Here is a 13,753-nt window from a genome sequence, read left to right on the forward strand (position 1 = left end):
AAGGTGACGAAGGGGGTGCTTTATGTGACCTTTATGGCAGCAGGAGATTCACATCGCCGAATTCATGCCAGCGATAGCCGCCTTGTAGTGCCGCCGCGTAGACCCGCTCCAGGAGCCGGTCCCCCGACAGGGCCCGCAGCATCAGCAGATGCGACGCCTCCGGCTCGTGCAGCCCGGTGAGCAGCCCGTCCACGGCGCGTACCCCGCGATCCGGAGTGACAACCAGATCCGTCCAGCCGCTCGCCGGCCGCACCACGCCCCGGCTGTCCGCCGCCGACTCCAGCGCCCGTACCGCCGTCGTCCCCACCGCCAGCACCCGCCCGCCCGCGGCCCTCGCCGCGTTCACCTGCCACGCGGTGCTCGCCGGTACGGCGAAGGGCTCCGCGTACGGCGGCTCGTGCGACTCGGCCGACGCCACCCCGGTGTGCAGGACGATCGGCGCGATCTGCACACCCCGGCTGACCAGCTCGGTGACCAGCCCGGCGGTGAAGGGCCGCCCGGCGCTCGGCATCTCGGCCGAGCCCGCCCCGTCGGCCGACGGCACCGAGAACACCGTCTGGTACGCGGCCAGCGGCTGGTCCCGCTCGGTGTAGGAGTAGCGGATCGGCCGCCCGTGCCGGTGCAGGTACGCCACCGGGTCGGCCATCGACGGCTCGGTCACCCACAGCCGGTCCGCGTCCGGGTCCAGCGGCTCCCGCAGCGGCAGCAGCCCGCCGCCGGCCAGCTCCACCACCGCGCCCGCCGGACCGCCCGGCCTGCGCACCGTCGAGCCGTGCCCGTCCGGGGTGCGGATCTCCACCACCCAGCTGCCGTCGTCGCGGCGGGTGGAGAAGTGCGCCACCACCGGCTCGCCCGCCAGCCGCCCGTCCACCGCGGCGGGCAGCGTCCGCGAGGTGTTCACCACCAGCACGTCACCGGCGCGCAGCAGCCCCGGCAGCTCACGGAAGCCGTGGTGGCTCACCTCACCCGTGCGCTGCTCGCCGACCAGCAGCCGCACCGCGTCCCGCCGCGCCGCGGGTGCCCTGGCCAGCAGCGAGTCCGGAACCCTGAGCCCCGCCAGACTGCCGGTCTTCTCCCCTTTATCTTTTATGTGCGTATTCCTCCCTATATAGAGGTGCCTGTCCTTGCTGACCGTCCCGCTCGCCGTGGTCATCGCGTCTCCAGCAGCGCCGGGGCGGTGTACCGCCCGCTGGGGGAGCGCTCGTCGAGCAGCCGCAGGAAGGCCGGGGCCACCGTTTCGGGCAGCGGCCGGTCGGCGAAGTCCGCGTCGTCCGGCACGGCGGCCGCGTACAGCTCGGTGCGCAGATCGCCCGGGTCAACCCACCACACCCGCAGCTCCGGCTCCTCCTCGGCGAGCACCGCCGACAGATGATCGAGCGCGGCCTTGCTGGCGCCGTACCCTCCCCACGTGGGGTACGCCTCCACCGCCGCGTCCGAGCTGACGTTCAGCACCGCCCCGCCCGCCGCCCGCAGCCCGGGCAGCGCCTGCTGCACCAGCGCCATCGGCGCCGTCACATTGGTCTCCAGCGCCTTCCGCAACCCCGCCACCGGCAGCTCGGCCAGCGGCACCAGCGGCTCGGCGCCCAGCGCGCTCGCGTTGTTCACCAGCAGATCGACGCCGGTGCCGTCGCCGAGTTCGCGAGCCGCCGCGACCAGTGCGGTCCGGTGCCCGGGGTCCGTGACATCGCCCGGCACCGCCCGCACCCCGCCCGCCGGCCCCGGCCCCTTGGCCGCGAGCCGCTCCAGCTCCTCGGCCGCCACCCGCAGCGCGTCCGCGTTCCGCCCGTCGAGTACGAGGTCCCAGCCGCGGCCCGCCAGCTCGGCGGCCAGCGCCCGCCCCAGTCCCCGCGACGCTCCCGTGATGATCGCTACCGGCATGATCCCGCCCGTCCTGTCTCGCCCGGCACGGTCCGGCCTGCCGCCGGACCACCTGCCACCCACCGTAGGAACGGGCCCGCGCCCGGCGCCTCGGCCGCCCGGCGCAGCCGCCGGGGGCACTTGTGCCTAGGCCGCAGGGCCGAGGACGGTCGGTCCGGCGCCGCATACGGGCTGTCACCCCGCGCCGGTACCGTGGGGGCATGTCCACCCGGCCGCCCAGAGGCGGAATCGAAGCGGTCAGCGCCGCGGTCCTGGCGATGAACCGCCAGCTGGAGGTGCGCGAGGTCCTGCAGACCATCGTGGCCTCGGCCCGTGAGCTACTGGACGCGGAGTACGCCGCGCTGGGCGTGCCCGACGACCACGGCGGCTTCGCCCAGTTCGTCGTGGACGGCGTCAGCGACGAGCAGTGGAAGTCCATCGGCCCGCTGCCCCGGCAGCACGGCATCCTCGCCGCGATACTGCACGAGGCCACCCCCCGCCGCCTCGCCGACGTCCGCGACTTCGAGTCCTTCCAGGGCTGGCCCCGCGCCCACCCTGAGATGAAGGACTTCATCGGCATGCCGGTGGTCGACGACGACGAGATCCTCGGCGCGATCTTCCTGGCCAACAAGCACGTTCCCGCGGGTCCTGCCGACCTAGGCCACGGCTGCGGATCCGGCGGCTTCACCGAGGAGGACGAGGAGCTGCTGCGCATCCTCGCCGACCACGCCGCGATCGCGCTGACCAACGCCCGGCTCTACGAACGCAGCCGCGAGCTGACCCTCGCGGGGGAGCGGGCCCGTATCGCCCACGAGCTGCACGACGCCGTCTCCCAGAAGCTCTTCTCCCTGCGGCTCACCGCCCAGGCCGCCGCCGCCCTGGTGGACACCGCCCCGGCGCGGGCCAAGAGCGAGATCCGGGAGGTGGCGGCGCTCGCCGCCGAGGCCGCCGAGGAATTGCGCGCGGTCGTGGTCGAGCTGCGCCCCGCCGCCCTCGACGACGACGGGCTGGCCGCCACACTGCGCACCCAGGCCGATGTGCTCGACCGCGTCCACTCGGCCACCGTCACCTTCCACTCCCACCAGGTGCGGGCACTGCCCCCAGCGCAGGAGGAAGCGGTGCTGCGGGTCGCCCAGGAGGCCATGCACAACGCCCTGCGGCACGCCCACGCCCACACCGTCGACATCGTCCTCGAAGGCCACGGCAAGGGCGCCCGGCTGCGGGTCCGCGACGACGGCCGCGGTTTCGACCCCTCCACCGTCCGGCGGGCCGGCCGCCACCTCGGACTGGTCTCCATGCGGGACCGGGCCAGCGGCGTCGGCGGGGTCCTCAACGTGCAATCGGAGCCCGGCAAGGGCACTGTCATCGAGATGGAGGTGCCCGGTGGCTGAGAAAGTGATCCGCGTCCTGCTGGTCGACGACCACCAGGTCGTACGCCGGGGCTTGCGCACCTTCCTCGAGGTGCAGGGCGACATCGAGGTCGTCGGCGAGGCCGGCGACGGCGAGGAGGGCTTCGCGCGCGCCCAGGAGCTGCGGCCCGACGTGATCCTCATGGACGTCAAGATGCCCGGTGTCGACGGCATCGAGGCGCTGCGGCTGCTGCGCGACGCCGAGAACCCGGCACGGGTGCTGATCGTCACCAGCTTCACCGAGCAGCGCACCGTCGTCCCCGCGCTGCGGGCGGGCGCCGCCGGATACGTCTACAAGGACGTCGACCCGGTCGCGCTCGCCGACGCCATCCGCTCGGTGCACGCAGGCCATGTCCTGCTGCAGCCCGAGGTCGCGGGCGCGCTGCTCTCCCAGGAGCTGCACACCACGGGCCAGGGCCGGGGCAACGCCCTGACCGAGCGCGAGCGCGAGGTGCTCACCCTGATCGCCGACGGCCGGTCCAACCGCGAGATCGCCCGCGCGCTGGTGCTCTCCGAGAAGACCGTGAAGACCCATGTGTCGAACATCCTCATGAAGCTCGACCTCGCCGACCGCACCCAGGCGGCGCTGTGGGCGGTGCGCAACGGCGTCGGAAGCTGAGCGGGGGCGGAGCAGAGCCGACGTCGGGTCGGGCGGAGCCGGCGCTGGGGCGGGCCGCTGCGGGCTGAGATTCATACTGTCGGGTGTATGTCCCCCGAATGGCGCATCCGGATGACCGGATGATCCGTTCAGCAGTACGCACCGCGGCGGATTGCCGCGCTGCTCCCCCAGCTAACGCTGGGAGGTGCCCCCTGCAAGGAGGAAGTTCTCAAGTGATGAACCTGAAGAAGGCCGTGACCATCACGCTCATGGCGGGCGGCCTGGCCGTCGCCGGTACCGGTGTCGCCTCCGCCCAGGCCGACGCCTGCGGCTCCGCCACGCACTCCCCGGGTGTCGGCTCCGGCAATCTGGTGCAGGTTCCGGTGCACGTCCCGGTCAACGTGAGCGGCAACACCGTCAACGTGATCGGTCTGCTGAACCCCGCGTTCGGCAACTTCGCGGCCAACAGCTAGCCGCCACCGGGCCCCGGGGTGCGCGATCCCCTCCCGCCCCCGGGGCACCGCACACGCCCGACGCCCGGGCCGTCACGACCGGCGGCGCTCGGCCTCCTCCACATACGCGTTGTACGCCGCCACCTGCGCCCGGCGGGCCGTACGCTCCACCGGCCGCAGCAGATCGGCGCGGGCCGCGATCTGCGAGGCGCTCACCGCGCCGCCATGGCCGACCGAGGCGATCTCCACCAGCGCGGTGACCCGCTGCGCCAGCTCCAACACCCGCACCGCGCGCGGCGGATAGCCGGGCGCCAGCACCTCACGGCCCCGCTCGGCCCGCGCCCGGTAGGCGTCCAGCGCGGCCTGCGCCGCCGGACCCGCGCCCGCCACGTCCAACTGGCCCAGCGCGTGGGTGGCGTCCCGCAGCGCCTCGGCCAGCTCCCGCTCCGCCTCGCCCAGCGACGGCACATCGGCCGGGGGCGCGTCCCGTACCGGCAGGCACTCCCACTCCACCTCGACATGGAGATCGCCCACCGGGCCGGCCTCATGGATGTCGGGGACCAGCCCCAGCGCGAGGTCGCCGACGGTGACCACCGCCTGGCCCGCGGCCATCGCCCGCGCGTTGAACTCCGGCGGCCCGCTCAGACCCAGCGGGTGCCCGGCCACCGGCAGCGCCAGCCGCAGCCCCCGCACCCCCAGCGCGCGCAGCCGGCCGAGCCCCAGCGTCAGCCCCACCGGCATGTGCTCTCCCGGCAGCCCCGAGATCCGGTGCACGGCATCGCCCGCCGTGATCTCCTGCGCGACGTCATCAGGCGCGGCAAGTCCGGCAAGCAGGGCATTTCCCCACGCGGCCAGCCGTCCTGAACGAGGTTCCTCAAGCATGCCCCCAGCCTAGGGACTGGACCCGTCGTGCGGTGGCGTAAGTTTTCCCCGGGGGTTCCTCCGGGATCCGCACCCGCCGGCCCACCCGACGGCCGGCACGGCGGTGCCGGATCCGCTATGCCGAGACTGCAATGGGAGACAACGCGCTCATGAGCGATGTGCTGGAGCTGGTGGACGTATCCGTGGTCCGCGACGGACGGGCTCTGGTGGACCACGTCTCGTGGTCGGTCGCCGAGGGGGAACGCTGGGTCATCCTCGGGCCCAACGGCGCGGGCAAGACCACCCTGCTCAACATCGCCTCCAGCTACCTCTTCCCCTCCAGCGGCACCGTGCAGATCCTCGGCGACAAGCTCGGCGGCGTCGACGTCTTCGAACTGCGGCCCCGGATCGGCATGGCGGGCGCGGCGATGGCCGAGAAGATGCCGCGCCGGCAGACCGTCCTGGAGACCGTGCTCACCGCCGCGTACGGCATGACCGCCACCTGGCAGGAGAGCTACGACAAGATCGACGAGGACCGGGCCCGCGCCTTCCTCGACCGGCTCGGCATGAGCGAGTACCTGGACCGCAAGTTCGGCACGCTGTCCGAGGGCGAGCGCAAGCGCACCCTCATCGCCCGCGCCATGATGACCGACCCCGAGCTGCTGCTGCTCGACGAGCCCGCCGCGGGCCTCGACCTCGGCGGCCGCGAGGACCTGGTGCGCCGCCTCGGCCGGCTCGCCCGCGACCCGATCGCCCCCTCGATGATCATGGTCACCCACCATGTGGAGGAGATCGCCCCCGGCTTCACCCACGTCCTGATGATCCGTCAGGGCAAGGTCGTCGCCGCCGGTCCCATCGACCTCGAACTCAGCTCCCGCAACCTCTCGCTCTGCTTCGGCCTCCCGCTGGTCGTCGAACGCCGTGGCGACCGCTGGACCGCGGCGGGCCTGCCCCTGTCCTGACCCACCCGCCCGCCCCTACGATGAATACCGTGGACGGATGGGTGTGGTGGCTCATTGCCGCCGTGGGACTGGGCATTCCGCTGGTGATCACGGCGATGCCCGAGTTCGGCATGTTCGCCGTCGGCGCGGTCGCAGCGGCGGCCACCGCGGGTCTCGGCGCCGGGATCGTGCTCCAGGTCGTGGTCTTCGTGCTGGTCTCGGTCGCGCTGATCGCCGTCGTACGGCCGATCGCGTACCGGCACCAGACCCAGCGCCCCGAACTGCGCAGCGGCGTCGACGCCCTCAAAGGCCGTCAGGCCGTCGTCCTGGAACGGGTCGACAGCGGTGGCGGCAGGATCAAGCTCGGCGGGGAGGTCTGGTCGGCCCGCGCACTCGACACCGGCCAGGTGTTCGACCCCGGGCAGAGCGTGGACGTGGTGGAGATCGACGGAGCGACCGCCGTCGTCATGTGACGGCGTGCACAGGGTAAGGGCAGGGCACCAACCAGGTACCGCGGTACGGGAATTCGCCGAACCCCGCCCGCGGCGGGCCGACGGTCTGCGAGAATTGATCATGACGGAGTACGCGTCTCGTCCGTCGTGACTTCCACAAGTCAACCGGCGCTGGGAGTGGACATGCAGCCCATCATCATCGTCCTGATCATCCTCGTGGTGCTCGTGTTCATCGCGCTGATCAAGACGGTCCAGGTGATTCCGCAGGCCAGCGCCGCCATCGTCGAGCGGTTCGGGCGCTACACCCGCACCCTCAGCGCCGGGCTGAACATCGTGGTGCCCTTCATAGACACCATCCGCAACCGCATCGACCTGCGCGAGCAGGTCGTGCCGTTCCCGCCGCAGCCGGTGATCACCCAGGACAACCTGGTGGTGAACATCGACACCGTCATCTACTACCAGGTGACCGACGCCCGCGCCGCGACCTACGAGGTGGCCAGCTATATCCAGGCCATCGAGCAGCTCACCGTCACCACACTGCGCAACATCATCGGCGGCATGGACCTGGAGCGGACCCTGACCTCCCGCGAGGAGATCAACGCGGCACTGCGCGGCGTCCTCGACGAGGCCACCGGCAAGTGGGGCATCCGCGTCAACCGCGTCGAGCTGAAGGCGATCGAGCCGCCCACCTCCATCCAGGACTCGATGGAGAAGCAGATGCGCGCCGACCGCGACAAGCGCGCCGCGATCCTCACCGCCGAGGGCATCAGGCAGTCCCAGATCCTCACCGCCGAGGGTGAGAAGCAGTCCTCCATCCTGCGCGCCGAAGGTGACGCCAAGGCCGCCGCCCTGCGCGCCGAAGGTGAGGCCCAGGCGATCCGTACGGTCTTCGAGTCGATCCACGCCGGCGACCCGGACCAGAAGCTGCTCGCCTACCAGTACCTCCAGATGCTGCCGAAGATCGCCGAGGGCGACGCCAACAAGCTCTGGATCATCCCCAGCGAACTGAACGACGCGCTCAAGGGCCTCGGCGGCATAGTCAACATCCCCGGCGCCCCCGGCAACGGCAACCGCGACGCGGCCACCACGCCCGCCCCGCGCCGCGAGTCGCCGCCGTTCGACAAGGACTGAGCAGGGCACCGAGCAAGGACCGAGACGGCCCACCGGCCGGACCGCCGCCTATGACATGATCACCGCGCACCCCTCGACCTCAACGGCGGGGAGGAGGCACAGAGATCATGGAGATGAGCTATGTCCCCAGCAGAAGCCGTGGCCGTCCTCGCGGCCGGAATCGGCGCGGGCACCATCAACACCATCGTCGGGTCGGGCACCCTGATCACCTTCCCCGTCCTGCTCGCCGTCGGCCTGCCGCCGGTGACCGCCAACGTGTCCAACGCCCTCGGACTGGTCCCCGGTTCGGTCACCGGGGCCATCGGCTACCGCCGTGAACTCGCCGGGCAGCGCGCCCGGCTGGTGCGGCTCGGCCTCGTCGGCCTGGTCGGCGGATTCAGCGGCGCCGTCCTGCTCGTCACCCTGCCGTCCAAGGCGTTCGACGCGATCGTCCCCGTCCTCATCGGCGCGGCGCTCGTCCTGGTCGTCGTCCAACCCCGCCTCGGGCGCGCCCTCCAGGCCCGCCGCGACCGCACCGGCGCCGACACCCCCGCACACGGCGGCCCGGCCCTCGTCCTCGGCATGCTGCTGGCGAGCATGTACGGCGGCTACTTCGGCGCGGCCCAGGGCGTGCTGTACCTCTCCCTGATGGGCCTGCTGCTCGACGAGACCCTGCAACGGATCAACGGCCTCAAGAACGTCCTCGCCGCGATAGTCAACGGCGTCGCCGCGCTCTTCTTCGTCTTCGTCGCCCCGATGAACTGGGCCGCCGTCGCCCTCATCGCCGCCGGCGCCACCATCGGCGGCCTGATCGGCGCCCGGGTCGGCCGGCGCCTGCCACCCACCGCCCTGCGGGCCCTGATCGTGGTCGTCGGCATCGCAGCCATCGTCCAACTGCTGCTGAAGTAGCGCCGGACGGGCCCCAGCCGACGGGCAGCCACGAGCCCGCCGCCGGGACCTGTCACGGTCCCGGCGGCGGGCCGGGATCAGCCCGGTGCCCGACGCGTCAGGCCGGGAGGGCCAGCCATTCCGGCAGGCCCTCCCGCTCCCTCACGCCCAGCGCGAGCAGCAGCGCGTCCGCCGGTGTCGGCTCGAACGGCCGGGTCAGCAGCCGCATCCCCGCCTGCTCCGGAGTACGGTCCGCCTTCCGCTGGTTGTCCTCGGTGCAGGCCGCGACCGTGTTCAGCCAGGTGTCGCCACCCCCGCGCGACCTCGGCTGCACATGGTCGACCGTGGTGGCCCGCCGCCCGCAGTACGCGCACCGGTGCCGGTCACGTACCAGCACACCGCGCCGCGACCACGGAGCCCGTTGTCGGAACGGCACCCGCACGTACCGGCAGAGCCTGATCACCTGCGGCACCGGGACCTCCACCGCGGCGGCACGGATGCGCAGCCCGGGATGAGCCTGCTCGACGACGGCCTTGTTCTGCATCACCAGCACGACAGCGCGCCGCAGCGACACCGTCGACAGCGGCTCGAAGCTCGCGTTCAGCACCAGCGTCTCCCGCATTCCGCCCACCTCCCGGGCCCTGCTCCGCCCCCATGACGAAGTGGCTCCACTGTGCCCTCGGGCACACCGGCGGACAACGCAATTTCCCTGTGTCAACAGGAAGATGGGCAGCCCGAAAGGCGGCGTTCACCTGCGCGCACCTCTGAGCGAGGGCGGCTGGGAAGACCGTGGGAAAACGGTGGGGAAGACGCGCGCTCCGGGTGCCGTCCCCCGTGCGAAACAGGCACCCGGAGCGCGTCAGTCGGCGTGGCCGCCCGGCCCGCAGACCGGACTCCGGCAGGCGGCCGGCAGCGCGTGGCAACCGCCCCAGCGCAACGCTCCGCCGCCCCCGCCACCGCGGTGCCGACAGGACAACTGTGCGACGGGGCGGCGGCGGACGCAACGTAATATTTTGGATGCTCAGAGCAACCAGTCACCAGGGGCGACAGCGGCGCCCACCAGCGGCCGAGCCGCGCTCAGCCCTCGTCAGGAGCCTCGTACTCACCGATCAACTGCGCCCGCCCCAGGGTGTGGAAGCGCAGGTTGAAGCCGACCACCGCGGGCGAGGCGTCCGCGTCCGGACCCAGCTTGTCGGTGTCCACCGCGTAGACGGTGAAGACATAGCGGTGCGAGCCGTCACCCGGAGGCGGGGCCGCACCGCCGAAGTCCCGGGTGCCGTAGTCGTTGCGCGCGTGCACCGCACCCGCGGGCAGCCCGGGGAAGTCACCCGACCCAGCGCCCCGCGGCAGCTCCGTCACCGACGCCGGGATGTCGAACAGCGACCAGTGCCAGAAACCGCTGCCGGTCGGGGCGTCGGGGTCGTAGCAGGAGACCGCGAAACTCCGCGTCCCCGCCGGAAACCCCTCCCACCGAAGATGCGGCGACGTGTTGCCCGCCGCGTACACCTGATCGTCCTTGAGCACCCCGCCCGGCGTCACATCGTCGCTCACCACGGTGAACTCCGCGACCGGCGGATGGAAGTCATGGGGGAGCGGCCGCCGCGCTTGCTCGGACACCTCGACACCTCCTGGTTGGGCCTGGCTTGAGAACTGGCATGCCCTGCCGAGCTTAGGCCCGTCGTCAGAACCAGTTCCGCTTGCCGCCCACCTCGGCGAGCCACTGGTGCAGATAGGCCGCCCAGTCGGTCTGCTCGAAGGAGTGCATGCTCATCGTGAACGACCGGTACGTGTCACTGCCCTCGCTGAACAGCCCCGGCTTCTTGTCCATCTCCAGCACGACATCCATCTCGTTGCCGTCCGCGACGAACGTCAGCTCCACCTGCTTGAGCCCCTTGTACTGCTCCGGCGTACGGAACTCGATCTCCTGGTAGAACGGCAGCCGCTGCCGGGTGTGGCGGATCGTCCCCTTCTCCAGGTCCGCGCTGCGGAAGCCGAACCCCAGCCGCCCGAAGGCGTCCAGCAGCGCCTCCTGCGCGGGCAGCGGGTGGACGTTCACCGGGTCGAGATCACCCTTGTCCACCGCACGGGCGATCTGCAGCTCGGTGGTCACCCCCACATGCATCCCGGTGAGCTGCCGGCCCATGAACATCGTGATCGGCGTCTCCCACGGGATGGCCAGCGAGAACGGCACATCGTGCACCGCACCCGGCGCCACCACGAACTCCCCGCCGATCTGCTCCCGGTGGAACTCGATGTTCTGGTGGTACTCCGTCTCGTTGCCGTGCGCGTCCTTCCGCTCCACCTCGACCCGCGCCTGCAAGCCCACCGTCAGCCCCTGGATCCGCTGCTCGACCGAACCGCCCTGCACACGGACCGACCCCTCCACCACCCCGCCGGGGTACACATCGGCCTGCCGCAGCTCCGTCTCCACCGATGCCCCACCGGCCCCCATGCTGGCCAGCAGCTTCTTGAACCCCATGCGTCACTCTCCCTGTCCGCGTCACTTTGCCGTCTGTTGCCCTGTGCTTGGCGAACTCTACGAACGCCGGGGCACCCCGTGCGGTTCCACTAGGCTCCTACGACGTGATCACGCCACCCGAACGGGTCCCGCTGCACCGGTCGTTCTTCGACCGCCCGGTCCTGCGGATCGCCCCCGACCTGCTCGGCCGCACCCTGCTGCGCGACACCCCCGACGGCCCCATCGAGCTACGGCTCACCGAGGTCGAGGCGTACGACGGCCCCAACGACCCCGGCTCGCACGCGTACCGGGGCAGGACCGACCGAAACGCCGTGATGTTCGGCCCACCGGGACACGTCTACGTCTACTTCACCTACGGCATGTGGCACTGCCTCAACCTGGTGTGCGGCCCGGAGGGCGCCCCCAGCGGTGTGCTGCTCCGCGGCGGCGAGATCACCGCGGGCGCCGACCTCGCCAGGGTCCACCGGCCGACCTCGCGCAAGGACAGCGACCTCGCCCAGGGGCCCGCCCGGCTTGCCACCGCCCTCAGCGTCGACCGCGCGCTCAACGGCGCCGACGCCTGCACCCCGGGCCCGCTCCAGATCCTCACCGGCACCCCGCCACCCCCCGCCGCCATCCGCACCGGGCCGCGCACCGGCGTCGGCGGCCAGGGCGCCGCCCACCCGTGGCGCTACTGGATCGACGGCGACCCCACCGTCAGCCCCTACCGGGCCCACACCCCGCGCAAGCGCCGATAATCCACTCGCCGGAACCGCGTACCCTCGGACACGCTGGAACCAGTACCACTCCATCCCGTACCCGCCCATACAAGGAGACACGAGACCCGTGACGGACATCGTCGACGAGCTGCAGTGGCGAGGGCTGATCGCCGTTTCCACTGACGAGGACGCACTGCGCAAGGCGTTCGCGGACGGCCCTGTCACGGTCTATTGCGGCTTCGACCCGACCGCGCCCAGCCTGCACCTCGGCAACCTGGTCCAGATCCTCACCATCCGCCGGCTGCAGCAGGCGGGACACCGCCCCCTCGGCCTGGTCGGCGGTGCCACCGGTCTGATCGGTGACCCCAAGCCGACCGCGGAGCGCACGCTGAACGCGCCCGAGGTCGTCGCCGAGTGGGTGGAGCGGGTCAGGGCCCAGATCGAACCCTTCCTCTCCTTCGAGGGGCCGAACGCCGCGGTCATGGTCAACAACCTGGACTGGACGTCGGGCATGTCGGCCATCGAGTTCCTGCGGGACATCGGCAAGCACTTCCGCGTGAACAAGATGATCAGCAAGGAGGCGGTGTCCCGCCGCCTCAACTCCGACCAGGGCATCAGCTACACCGAGTTCAGCTACCAGATCCTCCAGGGCATGGACTTCCTGGAGCTGTACCGCCGGTACGGCTGCACTATGCAGACCGGCGGCAGCGACCAGTGGGGCAACCTCACGGCCGGCATCGACCTCATCCACCGGGTGGAGGGCGACTCGGTGCACGCGCTGGCGACCCCGCTGATCACCAAGGCGGACGGCACCAAGTTCGGCAAGACCGAGGGCGGCGCCATCTGGCTCGACCCGGAGATGACCACGCCCTACGCCTTCTACCAGTTCTGGCTGAACGCGGACGACCGTGACATCGCCACGTTCCAGCGGATCTTCAGCTTCAAGAGCCGTGAGGAGCTGGAGGAGCTGGAGCGCGCCACGGAGGAGCGGCCGCAGGCCCGCGCCGCCCAGCGCGCGCTGGCCGAGGAGCTGACCACGCTGGTGCACGGCGCCGACCAGTGCGCCGCGGTCATCGCCGCGTCCAGAGCACTTTTCGGCCAGGGCGATCTCGCCGAGCTGGACGAGGCCACCCTGGCGGCCGCGCTCAGCGAGCTGCCCCGCGCCCAGGTGACCGAACTGGCCCCGATCGCGGACCTGTTGGCCATGACCGAGCTGGTCCCGAGCAAGTCCGCCGCACGTCGCACGATCAAGGAGGGCGGCGCGTACCTCAACAACGAGAAGGTGACCGAGGAGGACGCGACCCCCGTCGCGGGCGACCTCATCCACGGTCGCTGGCTCGTGCTGCGGCGCGGCAAGAAGAACCTCGGAGCGGTCGAACTGGCCTAGCATGGCCGGAAATCCACGTTTGAGCGGCGGCTGAGCTTGACTCGGCCGCCGCTCCTGCGTAACGTAGTCCGAGCCGCAAAAATGGGGCGCCCCGCACGAAGGCGGGCCGCACCGGGCGAGCGGCCACCCACTACCTACGACTTCCCGATCAATCGGGTCACTTTTTGGCGCGCCCAAAAAGTAATTCGAAGGACTCGATTATGAGTCCGCCGGGAAATCGGCTAACGTAGTGGACACGCCGAGAGGCGAGAACAAACCCCGATCCAATCAGGGGCCGGAAACGCAAAGCGGATCTGGTAGGGTTGGAAACACGAAGGGAAAGCCCGGAGGGGCCGGTGAAACGGTCCTGATGGAAGCTTCCGTTCCTTGAGAACTCAACAGCGTGCCAAAAGTCAACGCCAGATATGTTGATACCCCGTCCCGCGGACATTTTGTTCGTGTGGATGTGGTTCCTTTGAAGAACAATCAGCGAGGACGCTGTGCATCCGGGGATTATTCCTCCCTGTGGTGCCGCTCTTGCGTGAAGACATTCACGGAGAGTTTGATCCTGGCTCAGGACGAACGCTGGCGGCGTGCTTAACACATGCAAGTCGAACGATGAACCACTTCGGTGGGGATTAG

Annotated in this window: 15 protein-coding genes and 1 rRNA gene; 10 read left to right on the top strand and 6 right to left on the bottom strand. The window is 71.0% G+C overall.

Annotation, left to right across the window (positions count from 1 at the left end; translation table 11 throughout):
• Window positions 1–31 precede the first annotated feature (31 nt).
• A complete protein-coding gene (locus AB0M29_RS19990; protein WP_365384245.1) occupies window positions 32–1,153 on the bottom strand; it encodes an S-adenosylmethionine:tRNA ribosyltransferase-isomerase in 1,122 nt (373 codons plus the stop codon).
• Window positions 1,150–1,878 (bottom strand): SDR family oxidoreductase, encoded by a 729-nt coding sequence (locus tag AB0M29_RS19995; protein WP_365384247.1) that lies wholly within the window; start codon window positions 1,876–1,878, stop codon window positions 1,150–1,152. Before AB0M29_RS19995 ends, AB0M29_RS19990 begins: the two co-directional genes overlap by 4 nt.
• Window positions 1,879–2,078: 200 nt before the next feature.
• Here AB0M29_RS19995 and AB0M29_RS20000 point away from each other — a divergent pair, with 200 nt between their 5' ends.
• From AB0M29_RS20000 to AB0M29_RS20010, 3 genes are all read left to right on the top strand, one after another.
• On the top strand, window positions 2,079–3,248 hold the full coding sequence (locus AB0M29_RS20000; protein ID WP_365384249.1) for a GAF domain-containing sensor histidine kinase: 1,170 nt from the start codon (window positions 2,079–2,081) through the stop codon (window positions 3,246–3,248).
• Entirely contained in the window at window positions 3,241–3,885 is a 645-nt protein-coding gene (locus AB0M29_RS20005; RefSeq protein ID WP_365384251.1) for a response regulator transcription factor, read from the top strand. The genes AB0M29_RS20000 and AB0M29_RS20005 overlap by 8 nt, the downstream gene beginning before the upstream one ends.
• 212 nt (window positions 3,886–4,097) lie before the next feature.
• Window positions 4,098–4,337: a chaplin gene (locus AB0M29_RS20010; protein WP_365384253.1), complete on the top strand. Its 240-nt coding sequence runs from the start codon at window positions 4,098–4,100 to the stop codon at window positions 4,335–4,337.
• Between the two features lie 72 nt (window positions 4,338–4,409).
• Here the strand turns inward: AB0M29_RS20010 and AB0M29_RS20015 are convergent, their stop codons facing one another.
• Window positions 4,410–5,198, bottom strand: a complete 789-nt coding sequence (locus AB0M29_RS20015; protein ID WP_365384254.1) for a hypothetical protein — start codon at window positions 5,196–5,198, stop codon at window positions 4,410–4,412.
• Between the two features lie 149 nt (window positions 5,199–5,347).
• Between AB0M29_RS20015 and AB0M29_RS20020 the strand changes: the two genes are divergently transcribed.
• The 4 genes from AB0M29_RS20020 (at window position 5,348) to AB0M29_RS20035 (ending at window position 8,589) form a co-directional block, all read left to right on the top strand.
• The gene (locus AB0M29_RS20020; RefSeq protein WP_365384255.1) at window positions 5,348–6,139 is read left to right on the top strand and encodes an ABC transporter ATP-binding protein; all 792 of its coding nucleotides are present in this window, start codon (window positions 5,348–5,350) and stop codon (window positions 6,137–6,139) included.
• A 20-nt stretch (window positions 6,140–6,159) separates the two neighbouring features.
• Window positions 6,160–6,591: an NfeD family protein gene (locus AB0M29_RS20025; RefSeq protein ID WP_365384256.1), complete on the top strand. Its 432-nt coding sequence runs from the start codon at window positions 6,160–6,162 to the stop codon at window positions 6,589–6,591.
• 162 nt (window positions 6,592–6,753) lie between these two features.
• Window positions 6,754–7,701 (top strand): SPFH domain-containing protein, encoded by a 948-nt coding sequence (locus tag AB0M29_RS20030; protein WP_365384258.1) that lies wholly within the window; start codon window positions 6,754–6,756, stop codon window positions 7,699–7,701.
• A gap of 120 nt (window positions 7,702–7,821) precedes the next feature.
• A complete protein-coding gene (locus AB0M29_RS20035) occupies window positions 7,822–8,589 on the top strand; it encodes a sulfite exporter TauE/SafE family protein (RefSeq protein ID WP_365384260.1) in 768 nt (255 codons plus the stop codon).
• 97 nt (window positions 8,590–8,686) lie between these two features.
• Here the strand turns inward: AB0M29_RS20035 and AB0M29_RS20040 are convergent, their stop codons facing one another.
• The 3 genes from AB0M29_RS20040 to AB0M29_RS20050 all read right to left on the bottom strand — a co-directional run bounded on the left by AB0M29_RS20040 (window position 8,687) and on the right by AB0M29_RS20050 (window position 11,047).
• Window positions 8,687–9,190 (bottom strand): HNH endonuclease, encoded by a 504-nt coding sequence (locus AB0M29_RS20040; protein WP_365384262.1) that lies wholly within the window; start codon window positions 9,188–9,190, stop codon window positions 8,687–8,689.
• Between the two features lie 455 nt (window positions 9,191–9,645).
• Window positions 9,646–10,185: a YbhB/YbcL family Raf kinase inhibitor-like protein gene (locus AB0M29_RS20045; RefSeq protein WP_365384263.1), complete on the bottom strand. Its 540-nt coding sequence runs from the start codon at window positions 10,183–10,185 to the stop codon at window positions 9,646–9,648.
• 64 nt (window positions 10,186–10,249) lie between these two features.
• Window positions 10,250–11,047, bottom strand: a complete 798-nt coding sequence (locus tag AB0M29_RS20050; protein WP_365384265.1) for a sporulation protein — start codon at window positions 11,045–11,047, stop codon at window positions 10,250–10,252.
• Window positions 11,048–11,151: 104 nt separating this feature from the next.
• Between AB0M29_RS20050 and AB0M29_RS20055 the strand changes: the two genes are divergently transcribed.
• The 3 genes from AB0M29_RS20055 to AB0M29_RS20065 form a co-directional block, all read left to right on the top strand.
• A complete protein-coding gene (locus tag AB0M29_RS20055) occupies window positions 11,152–11,784 on the top strand; it encodes a DNA-3-methyladenine glycosylase (RefSeq protein ID WP_365384266.1) in 633 nt (210 codons plus the stop codon).
• 88 nt (window positions 11,785–11,872) lie between these two features.
• Window positions 11,873–13,132: a tyrosine--tRNA ligase gene (gene tyrS / locus AB0M29_RS20060; RefSeq protein ID WP_365384268.1), complete on the top strand. Its 1,260-nt coding sequence runs from the start codon at window positions 11,873–11,875 to the stop codon at window positions 13,130–13,132.
• A gap of 529 nt (window positions 13,133–13,661) precedes the next feature.
• A 16S ribosomal RNA gene (locus AB0M29_RS20065) occupies window positions 13,662–13,753 on the top strand; the annotation flags it as partial.

The sequence above is a fragment of the Streptomyces sp. NPDC051976 genome (assembly GCF_040680795.1).
Lineage (GTDB): Bacteria > Actinomycetota > Actinomycetes > Streptomycetales > Streptomycetaceae > Actinacidiphila.

What these genes read in the sequence shown, in the direction of transcription:
- AB0M29_RS20050 (WP_365384265.1), bottom strand. Translation starts at nt 11,047, where the DNA reads ATGGGGTTCAAGAAGCTGCTGGCCAGCATGGGGGCCGGTGGGGCATCG.
- AB0M29_RS20000 (WP_365384249.1), top strand. Translation starts at nt 2,079, where the DNA reads ATGTCCACCCGGCCGCCCAGAGGCGGAATCGAAGCGGTCAGCGCCGCG.
- AB0M29_RS20020 (WP_365384255.1), top strand. Translation starts at nt 5,348, where the DNA reads ATGAGCGATGTGCTGGAGCTGGTGGACGTATCCGTGGTCCGCGACGGA.
- AB0M29_RS20030 (WP_365384258.1), top strand. Translation starts at nt 6,754, where the DNA reads ATGCAGCCCATCATCATCGTCCTGATCATCCTCGTGGTGCTCGTGTTC.
- AB0M29_RS20015 (WP_365384254.1), bottom strand. Translation starts at nt 5,198, where the DNA reads ATGCTTGAGGAACCTCGTTCAGGACGGCTGGCCGCGTGGGGAAATGCC.
- AB0M29_RS20025 (WP_365384256.1), top strand. Translation starts at nt 6,160, where the DNA reads ATGAATACCGTGGACGGATGGGTGTGGTGGCTCATTGCCGCCGTGGGA.
- AB0M29_RS20035 (WP_365384260.1), top strand. Translation starts at nt 7,822, where the DNA reads ATGTCCCCAGCAGAAGCCGTGGCCGTCCTCGCGGCCGGAATCGGCGCG.
- AB0M29_RS20040 (WP_365384262.1), bottom strand. Translation starts at nt 9,190, where the DNA reads ATGCGGGAGACGCTGGTGCTGAACGCGAGCTTCGAGCCGCTGTCGACG.
- AB0M29_RS19995 (WP_365384247.1), bottom strand. Translation starts at nt 1,878, where the DNA reads ATGCCGGTAGCGATCATCACGGGAGCGTCGCGGGGACTGGGGCGGGCG.
- AB0M29_RS19990 (WP_365384245.1), bottom strand. Translation starts at nt 1,153, where the DNA reads ATGACCACGGCGAGCGGGACGGTCAGCAAGGACAGGCACCTCTATATA.